Source organism: Ectothiorhodospira mobilis (assembly GCF_016584115.1).
Classification (GTDB): domain Bacteria; phylum Pseudomonadota; class Gammaproteobacteria; order Ectothiorhodospirales; family Ectothiorhodospiraceae; genus Ectothiorhodospira; species Ectothiorhodospira mobilis.
In genome coordinates this window covers 1-12,861 of sequence record NZ_NRSK01000048.1, presented here as the reverse complement: position 1 = coordinate 12,861, position 12,861 = coordinate 1, and the positions used below count along the sequence as shown (strand labels likewise).

Annotated in this window: 11 protein-coding genes and 2 pseudogenes; 2 read left to right on the top strand and 11 right to left on the bottom strand. The window is 63.4% G+C overall.

Annotated features, from left to right (window positions below):
• Both CKO33_RS12800 and CKO33_RS13730 read left to right on the top strand, forming a co-directional pair.
• Positions 1–293, top strand: a pseudogene (locus CKO33_RS12800) (integrase); the annotation flags it as partial.
• A gap of 86 nt (positions 294–379) precedes the next feature.
• Positions 380–484, top strand: a pseudogene (locus CKO33_RS13730) (IS481 family transposase); the annotation flags it as partial.
• 66 nt (positions 485–550) lie between these two features.
• Here the strand turns inward: CKO33_RS13730 and CKO33_RS12795 are convergent.
• From CKO33_RS12795 to CKO33_RS12745, 11 genes are all read right to left on the bottom strand, one after another.
• Entirely contained in the window at positions 551–1,051 is a 501-nt protein-coding gene (locus CKO33_RS12795; RefSeq protein ID WP_338081789.1) for an NUDIX hydrolase, read from the bottom strand.
• Positions 1,048–2,001, bottom strand: a complete 954-nt coding sequence (locus CKO33_RS12790; protein WP_200182620.1) for a hypothetical protein — start codon at positions 1,999–2,001, stop codon at positions 1,048–1,050. Before CKO33_RS12790 ends, CKO33_RS12795 begins: the two co-directional genes overlap by 4 nt.
• A gap of 110 nt (positions 2,002–2,111) precedes the next feature.
• Positions 2,112–3,287 (bottom strand): SET domain-containing protein, encoded by a 1,176-nt coding sequence (locus tag CKO33_RS12785; RefSeq protein WP_200182619.1) that lies wholly within the window; start codon positions 3,285–3,287, stop codon positions 2,112–2,114.
• A 151-nt stretch (positions 3,288–3,438) separates the two neighbouring features.
• A complete protein-coding gene (locus tag CKO33_RS12780) occupies positions 3,439–3,600 on the bottom strand; it encodes a hypothetical protein (protein ID WP_200182618.1) in 162 nt (53 codons plus the stop codon).
• A gap of 161 nt (positions 3,601–3,761) precedes the next feature.
• A complete protein-coding gene (locus CKO33_RS12775) occupies positions 3,762–5,174 on the bottom strand; it encodes an ImmA/IrrE family metallo-endopeptidase (RefSeq protein WP_200182617.1) in 1,413 nt (470 codons plus the stop codon).
• On the bottom strand, positions 5,171–5,593 hold the full coding sequence (locus CKO33_RS12770) for a hypothetical protein (RefSeq protein WP_200182616.1): 423 nt from the start codon (positions 5,591–5,593) through the stop codon (positions 5,171–5,173). The genes CKO33_RS12775 and CKO33_RS12770 overlap by 4 nt, the downstream gene beginning before the upstream one ends.
• A gap of 254 nt (positions 5,594–5,847) precedes the next feature.
• A complete protein-coding gene (locus CKO33_RS12765) occupies positions 5,848–6,678 on the bottom strand; it encodes a hypothetical protein (protein ID WP_200182615.1) in 831 nt (276 codons plus the stop codon).
• 82 nt (positions 6,679–6,760) lie between these two features.
• Complete coding sequence (locus CKO33_RS12760; RefSeq protein WP_200182614.1) at positions 6,761–7,078, bottom strand: hypothetical protein; 318 nt, start codon at positions 7,076–7,078, stop codon at positions 6,761–6,763.
• Between the two features lie 349 nt (positions 7,079–7,427).
• A complete protein-coding gene (locus tag CKO33_RS12755; RefSeq protein ID WP_200182613.1) occupies positions 7,428–8,282 on the bottom strand; it encodes a TIGR04255 family protein in 855 nt (284 codons plus the stop codon).
• A 380-nt stretch (positions 8,283–8,662) separates the two neighbouring features.
• Positions 8,663–12,100, bottom strand: coding sequence for a DUF4214 domain-containing protein (locus CKO33_RS13900; RefSeq protein WP_200182612.1), 3,438 nt, complete (start codon positions 12,098–12,100; stop codon positions 8,663–8,665).
• A gap of 205 nt (positions 12,101–12,305) precedes the next feature.
• A partial coding sequence (locus CKO33_RS12745) for a glycosyltransferase (RefSeq protein ID WP_200182611.1) occupies positions 12,306–12,861 on the bottom strand: 556 nt, incomplete at its 5' end.

Below are 12,861 nucleotides of genomic sequence, written 5' to 3'. Positions count from 1 at the left end.
GCTCGGTGGTGCGCAAGCACCTGGGCTACGCCCACATCCCCGGCCGCTTCGCCAAGGCGGTCAACGCCTTCACCCAGGATGTGCTCTCACCCTACCTTAACTTCCACCGCCCCTGCTTCTTTCCCACCGAAAAGGTCGATGCCAAGGGGCGTCTACGCAAGCGCTACCGCTACGAGGAGATGATGACCCCCTTCGAGAAGCTCAAATCCCTGCCCGGAGCCGACCACTACCTCAAGCCCGGCATCACCTTCGAACAACTGGATGCAGTCGCCTACGTGTTGGGTCTCGCTTGATTGTATACCGCATGATAAGGCCCCCCTGTTTCATGCGCGGGAGTGGTTGAGTATTGTGGCCGATGATCCAACGCAGGACTGACCTCATGGCGAGTACCATTCATTCCAACGCGCGAACGACCCCCCAGATCCGGCGTGAGCTCCAGGAGGCACCGTCCAGCGTCAGCGACCCTGAACTGGCGCGGCGGTACGACCGCGAAGGTACCTGGCACCTTTTCCGTTCCGGAAAAGGTGCCAGGTACCCAAATCCCCCACACCTATTTGTGTATCCCCAATCCCACATAGAAAGCCCATGCGGACAGGGTAAAACCATCCTCCAATCGTCCGGCTGCAAGCCATCTCGCCATCTCCCTCACCGGTACGAGATGATACTTCTCACAACCCCGGTCTCCAGGCTCCGGAATGGTACCTTTGGGGACGGTCACCCAGAACAGAGCGACGCAGCTGGCGAGAACAGACGTATTCGGCCGGACCCGGCCAAGGGGGCGCAGGTCCATCTCCCGCACGACGATTCCTGTCTCTTCCGCCAATTCCCGGCACGCGCAGGCCTTCTCCGTCTCTCCCGGCTCGGCATACCCCCTCGGGATCTCCAGAGTGATTGCCCCGCCCTGTGCAGCACGCTGTTGTTCCAGGAGCAGGATGCAGTCACCAATCACCGGCAGGATGGCCGCACCCTGGTGTGACCCCGGCTCCTGGATCCAATGATCCGCGCCGTCGCGAACGACTCGAAACCACGGATTGGCGTATTCGATCTTCACGTCAGCTCGATACCGATCTTCTGCGTGACCTTATCGTAGAGGCCATACCAGTTCTCCCGACGCATCCAATCGAGCCCCTGTTCCTTCGCCTTATCCTCGATGTACCCCATGGCCTCATCCGCCAGCACCCGGACCAGTTCATCCGTCGCCAGACTGGACACCAGACCGAACAGACGATACCCATCCTGGATCCATTCCAGTTTCTCGCGCATGGCGCGCACCGCGAGCCCCCCTTCAAGAAGACCATCGGGGAGATCTCCAAGCACCCGGATGCGGTCCATCGCAAAGGCCTCGCCCGGATAGATGAACAGGCGGTTATAGGCGGCATCCACCACCTCCAGCCGGAACCTTTCCCGCCTTCCGGGATCCATCCCCCGCAGGTACTGGTACCAATCGGACCTTGAAACCAGGCGGACCTCCCCTTCCTGCACCGCGCGAAGCAACCCCGGATCAGATGCCAGATAGTCGCTTTCCCAAGCCGGATCATAACGGCTCAGGATCTCCCGGGTCAGGCTATCGGGTGAAAGCGTGATCTCTTCCCATTTCGCCTGATACAGCTCCAGTTGCCGCTGCATCCGTTCCAGTTCCCGGCGCAGGGCATCGAGGGCCTGCCCATCGTTTCCGGCAAGCTCTCCCTTCGTTCTGCCATTCAGGCGGGATATCACATATCCTCCGGGCAAGGCATCGAAATACTCCACCAGGCTCATGCCCGGATTCATCCCCCGTCCGCGAATCACCAGTCGTCCCGCCCCCTCTTCCCGGAACCAGCGCTCAACCTGATGGCTGGCCAGGATATCCAGAATGCCGGGGTTATCGATCAATAGATTGGGGGATAGCACGATGCCATCGGCAAAGACGAGCGCAGCGAGAACACGTTTGCGGATCTCATCGGCCGCCAAACGCCGGGTGGAATCACAGTTCGCCAGGTATAACTTCTCTTTGAAAAGCATGCATTTCCCCTTCGCAGAAGGTACCTGGCACCTTTTTCCGCGCGCGGCGGAAAAGGTGCCCCGGAAAAGGTGCCAGGTACCAAGAAGGTGGGTACCAAAAGGTGCGGAATTCACAGCACCGGGCGCATCCGCCGGTAGGCGGCCAGGTGCTCCCGGGCCTGGCGGCACAGGGTCTGGAGGGGATGCCCCTGCTCCAGCGCGCGGGCCTGCCAGGCGAGATCCTCCCAATAGGCCTCGTTGCGTTCCAGCACCTCCGCCTCCAGGCGGGCCACCTCCCGGTGCACCCTGTCCCGGGGCACACCCAGGGTGGTGAGCAGCCCGGCCAGGACCCGCTGCAGGGCCCGGGGTGCCCGTTCCCCGGGGAGGATCAGCTTGGTCAGCTGCAGATGGCCCGCCTCTTGCCGAACCACCGCCGGCATGAAGGCCCGCAGGTCGCGCATGGCCGGGGGCAGGGCCCCCTTGAAGGCCCCACCGCTATTGAGCACTTCCAGACGCCCCCCGGCCGTATCCAGGGTCAGCGGTACCGAGGCCAACCAGGGACACTCCGTGTCCACAAAGCCATAGAAGAGATAGGTATCCAGGGGGTCGTAGAGGTTGTACCGGACGAACAACTCCCCCGTCTGCGGGTCCGGCCGTGAAAATACCCGCATACTGATGGGAGCCGGCGCCGGCTGGATCTGGAAGCCCTCGGCCTGCAATTGGTGATTGAAGTAATCGATGATGGGCATAAGCACCGCCGGCCCCTCTTGCCGCCCCACTGCCTGCAGGTGCTCCGCCGTCAACCGGAAGATCCGCGCCCCGAGGAAGGACTCCACCATCAGCGCCTGCCGGCGGCCGGCCGCCCGCCATTCCTGAAACCGCTGTACCTTGGGTGCCGCGGCCTTGGCCACCAGCAAACGGTTCAGGAGATCGGGATGATCCTCCAGGGCCGTCCAGGGGCATACTTGCCGCCACTGCGCCATCTTGCCGGCCTGGTTATAGACCTCCAGCATGAGGTCCATCATCTCCCGATGCAGCGGCTCCGTATCGGGCCCCACGGGCTCGGCCCGCAGGCGATCCCCCTCCAGGGTCCAACGAAAATCCTCCTTGAAGGGCATCGCCGCCAGGGGTACGCGGAGGACACTGCGCCGGTCGGCATACCGCCGCTGGCTGCACATGGCCAGGTCCCCCACCCCGGCCCGGATCTCCAGATCCTCGTTGAACCAGGCCCCCGCGGCCGCGAGCCGCTGGGTCAGGGTATGCAGGGGGCGTACCAGCGCCTCGTCTCCGGTGATTTGGGGGGTCATTCGGTTGATCCGGATTCGGTTTTGGAGTCGGTGCCTGAGGAAGCGGCAGTTTCAGGTGGTACCGGACGGAAAAAGGCGCCAGGTACCGGTGCTAAACCCTGAAGGAGGGGTGGCCTGAATAGTGACGCCCGGATGATCCTTGCCAGCTTTCTTATTTTTCGCCGTATTGCGCTCGCACCACGACGGTTCCTGCTCCATGCTGGAGATCCTTGAGGTTCCGGTCTTTATCAAAGCCAGCAACCACATCGTGGCTGAGAGGTTCGGCCTCTGGCAACAGAGAGAAGCTCAATCCAAGCAGCACCGTCAGGGTCATATCACCGATATCCCGGCGGGAACCCCGAAAGTGCCTGCCCTTTCCCTTCTATCGACCCGAGAAAGCAAGGAGCCATCGCCCACCCCCTGACCCTCTCCCCAGGGCACAGCACAGGGAGAATGAGGCCGAGACAGGCTTCGGTGAGAAGAGCGAGGCCCATGCTACCCCTCATCTTCGGTCTGATTACGCCGCCATCTTTCAAGTTGGGCTCGCTCACTGCGGCTCAACTGCCGTCCCTGGACCGAATTTAGAATCTGCCAAGCCAGCAATTCCCTGCTGACATGGTACGTGCCCCGCAGCGAATCGGCAGCCGCTTGCAGGTTGTCATGCTCCCGGACCGCTCGAGCCGCCGCAGAACGCGGCAACAAGAACTCGGCCGCAAAGGCACGTGCCCGTTTCTCAGGATATTCTGGACTGTTGCCGCCGAGAACCTCGGCGAACGGTAGAGCACCACGACGATCCAGCAGCAGGTGTGCCATTTCATGAGCCAGGGTTGCCCGCCTGCCGTAGTGGTGAGCGGCTCGTGAGCCCGGAGCTTCGTTCACCAGGATGACAGGGCCATGGCCTTCACCCCAGGCAGTAATGGCCTCAACGAAACTCTGCGGGATAGTCACCGGCTCGATGCGCACCGCCCACTGGCGCAGCAACTCCTCCGGCTCCACCGGCGTCTCCGCAGCCAGACCCAGTTCTTTGCGCAGCAATTGTGCCGCTCTATAGCCCTGCTCATGAGGTTTTCCCTGTTCCTGGAATCGCATTCCGATGGCCGCCTCAATCTGGTCGAGTTCCGGAGTTTCTGTGGCAGAAGACTGCACGATCGCCCTCAGAAGACAGACCTGCTCCTCCACCCCGACAACATCATCGAAGGCCATTCTGGCCACGGCACGCAGTTCCGGCCACCGCCATTCCTCGGGAGGGATCCCTTCATTCTCGAAGCGCTCGATTGCTTCGGCGTCCAGCCCCGATGTGAGTTGCCACTCCTGCTCGTCAACGCGCTGCTGGCGGTTGTTCCACAACTCCATGGCGCGCCGCGCACGCGGTTCAGTACTCTCGGAACACGCCGTGGCCAGCGCCTCCCCAACAGCTTCCAGGGTCGATTCCAGCTCTTCCCATGGGCGCACCATGTCCTGATTCGTCCCCGGAGACGAGATGTGCGCCGTGGCCCCCTGCCGAAGAAGAATCAACGCGGGCAGGAACAAACCCTTGGGCGCGGCTGCCAGATCATGGCGGGCGAGGAAACGGTGAATCTGCTCTTCTTCATCCTCCACCTGCTCATCGGCAAGTTCGCTCCAGCGCCGTTCGGCTTCTCCCAGCAGTTCCGAAGGAAACGCAGGCCGCAGTGACAGCGGATAACCCTCTTCCAGAATCAGCCACGGCCACCAACGGCCGAGAAATTCCAGCAGATCGACCCATGTCCACCGTAAAGGCGCACCCTGACCGTCCGGCCCCTTACCTTCACCAACCCAGACGGGTTCGCCACCAAGAAAAACCCGGCACGAACCTTGAGCCAGGCCGGTCGAATCGGGTGAGTCCGGTTCGAGTTCGAACTGAAGGCCTGTCTGTTCACCAAAGTTCATCGGTTCCGTCCCCCGTACTGCTTCAGCCACAATTCCAATGCGGCGCGCTCGTCATTCTGGTCGGCGTGTTCACGCAGCTGCCGGAGAGTGGAACGCATAAGGCCTGGTCGCCCGGGTAAATCGCCGCGCCATGGATACGCATGGTATGAAATACCCGGCTGCGTGGGAACAGCCTCGTAAACCGCACCCTGATATAATGCATGGAACCGATCCGGCCAAGGACTGTCTTCGGACTCGAAGCTGGGAATGGCATCTTCATTGAGAATGCGTTCGGCGATCTCATCAGTGACGTGACGTGGACATTTGCCAACAGCCCCCCGCGGCGAGGGCTCGAACCCCGGATGGTCATGCTTCCAGCGGTGCTTGAATCGCCCTTCCCCTCGTTCATAGCGCCATTTGTAACCTCCGCTGTCACTCATGATCCCTCCCTCTCAATAAACGACAAAATCCACCCAAGCCACATCCCGGCAGCCACCACACAGCCCTCCATCCCTCACTGCTCCGACTTGGGCAACCCCACCTCAGTGATCAAAGTCGAACTTGAACCCACCATCCTCCTGGAACATCCGCGAGAAACCCTCCTCCGTGTACTGCTGGGTGAGCTGGTCAAGGGTCAAAAGTGCCTGTCCCTGGTCTCCGACCGATGAAAATCCGCCCACAATCTGCCCAACACCTAGGGGGAAGGCACCTTACTCCCGGTATCCGTATCTCCCCGGCTCAGAGATACGAAATCAAGGTTGTATTTATGATACTGCCCCAGTTGATCGATCGTGATACTCTGCTCCCGCTCTGCCAGGGCCGGAAGATCTCCGTTTTCGCTCAGATGATATTGCGGCATCTCCCGCTCGACCCGTAGACACACCTCCTCCAGGATCTCATCCACTGCCAGCCGGACCTCATCGGGGGCATCCGAACGCAGCAGGGCCAGCAGGGAGAACCCACACATCCCTTGTTCTTCCATATGTTCCAGATAGACATAGATCGCCCGGATGTAGCTTCGCCCTGCCTCTTGCGGATCCTCTGCCCGGGATTGCAGCCCTGGCAGGGCCGCCTGCAAAGCAGGGGTCATCACCACATTGAAGCGGTCGGGCAAGGCGGCGCGCTGATAGCGGTTCGCTCTCCAGGTTGACAATGTATACCGTTGCGCATCGGTGAGCTTGTGGATTTCGGGCGCAACCGGCGCAGACCCTTGCAGTAGAATCTCGCACAAGGATTTCTTAGGGATACGCACCGTCTCCCTCACCTTCGCTTCACGCTCCGCATCATGGATCCTGAGCTGCAGTTTCCGAACACTGTGGGCAAACTGGTTTCCTTCGTGAACATCCCGGGAGCGGATGCGGTTAAAAATAGCCAACTCGATGCAGGGATCCTGGGTATCATCGCGACAGGCAATATCGCAATCCTGACTCACAACCACGAGCAAGGCATCTTCCCTGATGGTCCGCTCGCGGAGCCGGGATTCGGACCTTTGGGTAGCCCATTCTTTGCGCGTGGCCTCATCCACGCACCCTGCTGAGAAACAGGCCCCTTGGCATATCCCGGCCTCCCGGAGCATCTTCCCCAGGGGTGGCTTTTCCGATCCCGTATCAGGCATGGCGCGTCAGTTGATCGATGGTGCGCTGATGTCTCTGGTGGGGGGATGAGGAATGCCGGACATGCTCCGCAAGCAGGGCCGCCACCCTCTCGATGCGGCCGGGATCCAGCTCGGGTGCGCTCAGGAGCCCCAGCAGAGTGTCGCCCTCGATGACGAGATGTTTGGCCCGTGATCCCGGGCTCACCTGGAGGATGGACGACAGCCGATTGATTTGTTCAGAAACTGCCAAGAAGCGTTGCCTATGGAACGCCCCGAACCGCTCCGGGTGATCGCAAAAATGGTAAAGATCCTGGCGGGTGATGCGGAACACGGGTGCCAGGTCCTTGGTGCTGAGGCCCAGCACCCGCCTGGCCTTTCGCAGGATTTCTCCAGGGGTTTCCCCGCAACATGCTGACCATATCGCGGCAGGAAGGGCCGGCCCCCCGCGCAAGCCCCTGCAGGTCGTCAAAGGCCCCCCCCCCGGCGGGGGGGGCTCCAGCTCCGGGCCCCTGTCCCACTCCGGGAGGATCGGTGTAGGCAGATCGACACCGCTGGTCCATGCCATGCTCGCCGGCATCCATGTTTCCGCATGTTGTTCACCCACGGTGGACCATACCGGTGGTTCCGCAATCGCGCACGCCTTCGTGGTCAGTTCCATGCCGGTCTCCTGCCGTTACCTGTCACGCCCAGCTTTGTCGCGCCTTTGCCGTGATGATCCCCCAGAAGGCCTGGCGGGTGGAGTCGTGGAGCTTTCTGAATCTCTCCTCCATATCCACATCCCCGAGGGGCGGTTTGTCCGGGGCCTCGTGTACATGCTCTATATCCAGGAGACCATAGGCACACTGCATGGCTTGTTCCCAGTGGGGTTGCGCCTGGATGCTCAGGCCGGCGCGGGGATCGGTCTCCACCAGATCATCGGGGAGGATCCTGGTGAGGCGGCCCTGGCGCGGCTGCAATTCCTCGAACTGCAGCCGGAGCCGGCACTGTTCCCCCGTATTCAGGATCTTGGTGGTGGCCCCGAATAGCGGACTGCCCTGGACCTGGGAAAGCGGGGGGGGCAACAGGGCGCTGCTGACCAGATCCTGCAGTTTCTCGTCCTCCTTGGGCACGATCAGATCCACATAGCGCAGATTACAGGTGCGCAGCAGGGCCTTGTTCAGTCCCGGCAGGACCTCGGCCGCCAGATGGATGACCCTGAACCAGTCTGAAAGGAACCGTTCATGGCCTTCATAGTCGGTCACCTTGAACAATAGCTGGTCCGAACGCAGCTCCACCAGACGGCGGTGCCCGGGCCCCTTGAACACATTACGGTCCCGCTGCCGCACCCGGCGTTTCGGCTCCTGACCGCTGGGCCCCGGCAGAGACCATGTAACCTCACTCAGGCTGGCTTCGATCCGTTCGGGGAAGCCCTCCTCCACCAGGCGGCGATGAAAGGTCTCCATGGCCTGCTCGTCGAAGTCCGGGAGACGGGAAAAGGCGATCCGGGCGGCCACATGGATCAGTGGCGCTTGGGTCAGGTACGCATCATGCGACATCGGGGGTCTCGCGTTCGCGTTATGCAGATCATCTCTTGTCACTATACCCCCCGGTTGCGGCTGCGTCACCCAGGGAGAAGGCGCGGAAATTCTGGGGGAGAAGGTACCTGGCACCTTTTTCCGCCGGAAAAAGGTGCCAGGAAAAAGGTGCCAGGTACCTTCAAACAAAAAAACCCCGCCATGGGGCGGGGTTGAGTCAAATTCAGATTTAGTCGGGTTTTGTGGGTGCCTGGGCGCTGATCTCCGGCCGTTGCCGTCCTGCCTGCCCCCGCCCTTTACGCTGATGTTTTCGGTGGACGGAGCGCATGCCCGGTCGGGCCGGAGCCGGGGGCGCGGGCGCTACGCGCCCCACCCCAAGCGTACCTGGCACCTTTTCCCCTTTAGACCAGGACGATATCGCCAGCCGTGACCCCTTCGACCGTGGCGACGAGCGTCACGTCGTTGGCGGTGATGCCGGTCAGGGTAGTTCCCGAGAAGTCCCCCGCCTCGATCTGGGCGGCCCAGATCTCGCCGTTGGCACCCAGGCCGAAGGCGATGCCGGTGGCTGACAACTGCTTACCAGCAGAACCCGTCCAGGCATTCAGGGCGGTCAGGAAGGCGTCCAGGGAGGAATACCCCGTGCCGAAGACCGCTGTAAGAGTTCCCGAGGTCGTACCCGCAGAGGTAGCACCCAGGGTGTTGATCTTAACCGTGGCTCCGGTCACCGTCGCCGCCGCAGAGAACATCTTGCCCCCGGTGGTGGCGGCACTCCCCCCCACATCCAACTCAATGGAATCAGCGGTGGTATTAAAGTCACTGATACTATCCCCAAACTGCGACTCCGCCGTGTAGGTGAAGACATCCACAGCGCCCGAGGCGGTGATGGTGTCCTTGCCGTCAGAGCCCAGGAGATTGATGTCGCCGGCGCTGCCGCCATCCGGGGTGATCCCAGACAGGTCGATGGTATCCGCACTGCTGGTCCCTTCCAGGGTCAGCACATCGTTGGCAGCAGCACCTTCCAGAATGAACTCCTTCCCGGAGACATCCTTGGCCTGGGCGGTGACGGTGTTGGTGTCATCCACCTCGACCACCTCAATCCCATCCATCGTCAGACTGGCAATATCCATGGCCGCGTTGGTGGCATCCAGCACCAGGGTATCCTGCCCGGCGGTGTCCTCGATGTCCCCGGTGGCGGAGATGGTGAGTTCACCGTCATAGCCATTAGCCGGCTGCACGGTGAAGGAGTCGTTCTTGATGCCGCCGACGAAGGTCAGGGTGACGTCGTTGTCATTGTTCGTACCGGAGGGGTCCACATTAGCGACAACGGTGTTGGCCGCCAGTTCGGCCCCGGTGAAGTCCAGGCTGTTGGACAGGGTGATGGTGCCGTAGGTCATGGCACCCAGGGCGCCGGAGGCGTTGACAGTGACGTCCTTGGCATCCAAGTCACCCAGGTTCACGTCACCGCCGGTGCCGTTCAGGTCCACGGTGATGGAACCGCTCTGATCCCCATTGCTGTCCGTGTCCACGGTGACCCCGTTTGTGCTGTTGGTGCTGGCGATATCCACATCCCCCAGCACGTTGGCGGCGTCGATGGTGATGGACTGGCCGGCCCCCACGTTGATGTCATCGGTGATCACACCATCGGAGAGGCCTTCGGCGGTGAGGGTGAGGCCGTAGTCCTGGCTGTTGCCCAGGGTATCCAGGGCCGCGGCGCCATCACCGGAGAGGTTCACCTGGGCGATGGAGTCCAGGGCGACGGTATTGGTGACCGCATCGAAGTCCCCATCCGTGTCCACCGTCAGGGCCTCCAGGCCGGAGAGGTCGGAACCTGCACCCAGGGTGAAGTCCCCGCCGGCGGTGACGTTGAGGTCGGTCATCTCGGCGGCATCCAGCGCCACCGTGGAGGCCACGGAGCCGGTGTTGAAGACGCCGGAGGCGGCGGTGTTGAGGGTGAGGGTGTTGTTGAGGGCGCCGTCCACCTGGGCCTCGACGGAGCTGGCCTTGTTGGCGGAGACCGTACCCTGGTAGTCCATGTACTCACCCACGTTGAGGATGAGGGCGCTGGCGTTGGTGGCGGTGACGGCCGTGTCGTTGGTGTCCATGGCGGTGCTGGTGGCATCGCTGGAGGCGGTGGCGTTCAGCGTGAGGCTGCCGCTCTGGTCCACGCTCAGGTCGTTGCCGTTGCTGTTGTCGCCCTTCAGGTCCACGGCCAGGTCGCCGCTGCCCAGGCTGGAGAAGACGATGGGAGCCCCCGCACCGGTGGCCAAGTCTTCGGTGACCTCGATGGTCTCGATGCCGCTGGCGTTCTTGGCGGAGAAGGTGAGGGAACCGCCCAGGGCGCCCAGGGCCACGGTCTCGATGCCGCCCATGGCGTACTGCACGGTGCCGTTGCCGCCGGTGAGCTCCAGGCGGTCGCTGCCGGCGCCGCCGTCCAGGGTGGCGTTGACCTTGAGGTCGTCGATGGTGGCGTCGAGGGTGTCGTCGCCGGAGCCGGTGACCACGGAGGTCATGCCGGAGGCGGCGGCCAGCTCCAGGTCGATGTCGCCGGAGAAGCCGGCGGCGTCGAAGGTCTCCAGGCCGGTGCCCACGTCGGCCATCTTGAGGCTGCCTTCGCCGGCGACGGTGAGGGCCTCGGCGTCGTCGGAGCCCAGGTCCACCACGTTGTCGCCGGAGAGGGTGAGGGCCAGTTCCTCGATGTGGTCGGCGGTGAGGGTGACCACCTTCTCCTCGTCGGTGTCTTCGGTGGTGGCGTCGTCGGCCGTGCCCACGCCGTTGAGGGTCATGTTCAGGGCGTCGGCGCTGCCGTCCACCTCGGCGGCGTCGTCGGCCAGGTCGATGTCCAGGCTGCCGGAGGCCTGGCCGTTGACGGTGATGGCGGCCTCGGCGTCGGCCAGGTCGGCCAGGTTCACGGCGGCGCCGGTGGCGTTGAGGACATAGGATTCCACGCCGCTGACGCCGGTGGCGTCGAAGGTGCGGCCGATGCTGCCCTCGTTGGTGAGCTCGACGGTCTCGACGTTGGAGACGCCGCCGTCGCTGCCAAAGCCGGTGAAGTTGCCTTCCATGGAGACTTCGAGGGTGTCGCTGCCGGCCCCGCCGTCGATGAGGTCATCGTCGTTCAGGGTGCGGGCGGAGGACAGGGCGGAGGAGACGGCCTCGAAGGTGTCGGCGCCGGAGGTGCTCTGGTTGGCGGCGTCCTCGGCGTCGGGGGTGAAGGCGTCGGTGCCGGTGGTGAGGGTGAAGGTTTCACCGGCGCCGGGCAGGCTGGACATGGCCGTTTCCACCGCGGCGTCGATCTCCTCGGCGGTGCTGTCGGCGGTGATGCCGTCGCGCAGGGTCTGGGCGGCGGAGAGGAACTGTTCCTGCTCCTCGGCGCTCATCTCGCTGTAGGGGGTGGTGCCGTCCTGGCGCTGCTGGGCGACGAAGCCTTCGCTGGCGGTGACCAGGTTCTGGTAGAGCTGCTGGGTGTCGGCGGCGGCGTCGTTGGCCCACATGCCGTCGATCATCTGCATCACCAGGGTGCCGATGTTGTCGTCCAGCAGTCTGGGATCGGCGTCCACCTGGTCCTGCCAGTAGGCCAGGCCCTCGGCGTCGGGGGTGTCCACCTTGAAGATGTTCTTGTAGAGGGCGCGGAGGAAGTCCTCGCCTTCGAGGCCGGCGTACTTGTCGGCCACCAGGGCCTGCTCGAAGAAGCTGGTGGCGGTGTCGACGAGGGTGAGGTTGCCGGCGTCGATCTCGCCGACCCAGTAGTCGACCCCCTCAAAGTCCGGCGCGGCGCCCCAAACGCCGGCATAGATCTCCATTACTTGCTGGGTGGTTCCGTATTCTTCGGGTCTGGACATTGACTTGGACTCCTTATTTGGGTCTTGAGACTTCAGAGGCGTTGCATGAAATGGATCTGTTGCCTGACGTTTGGTGCCCTGCGGGCCCGTACGGACGATCCCCGTCGCGGCAGGGCCTTGGCGGACGGGAGCGCCCGCAAACCCGGGCGGAGCCCGCCCACGGGCCCATCTCCGGCTTGAAGCCTATAGCCGCCCCCGGGACGTGTCAACTCCCGTCCCGGGTTGCGCCCAGGCCCGCGAGCGCATTGTGAAGGGTATCGCATACGGCGCGGGCGCTGTAGCGGGAACACACCAGGCGGCGGGCGGCCCGGGTGCGTTCGGCGCGGTTTTCCGGATGATCGGTCAGGGCCATGTCGAGCACCCGCAGCAGGGCTTCGGGGTCGGGCGCGTACCATTGTGAACCGGGAAGATGAAAGTGGGATTGCGCGGGCTCATGCCGGCCCGGGACGAGCCAGGCGGTGGCGGGGGTGCAGAAGTCGCGCTGGCCGCCGCGGTCGGTGGTGATCACGGGCAGGCCGAGGACCATGGCCTCGGCCTGGGGCAGGCCGAAGCCCTCCCCCCGGCCGGGGGCCACCAGCAGATGGCATTGTTCATACAGCCAGCGCATGGCGGACGCGGGGAGCGGGGCCTCGATGACGTGGACCCAGCGGGGGCCGCGGCGGTGGACGGCGACGCCGGGGGCGGGGGCGGCGGTCCGGCTATAGCCGCGGCGCTGCAGTTCCCGCAGCAGGACGTTGTGGGGGTTGGGGTAGCTCTTGATG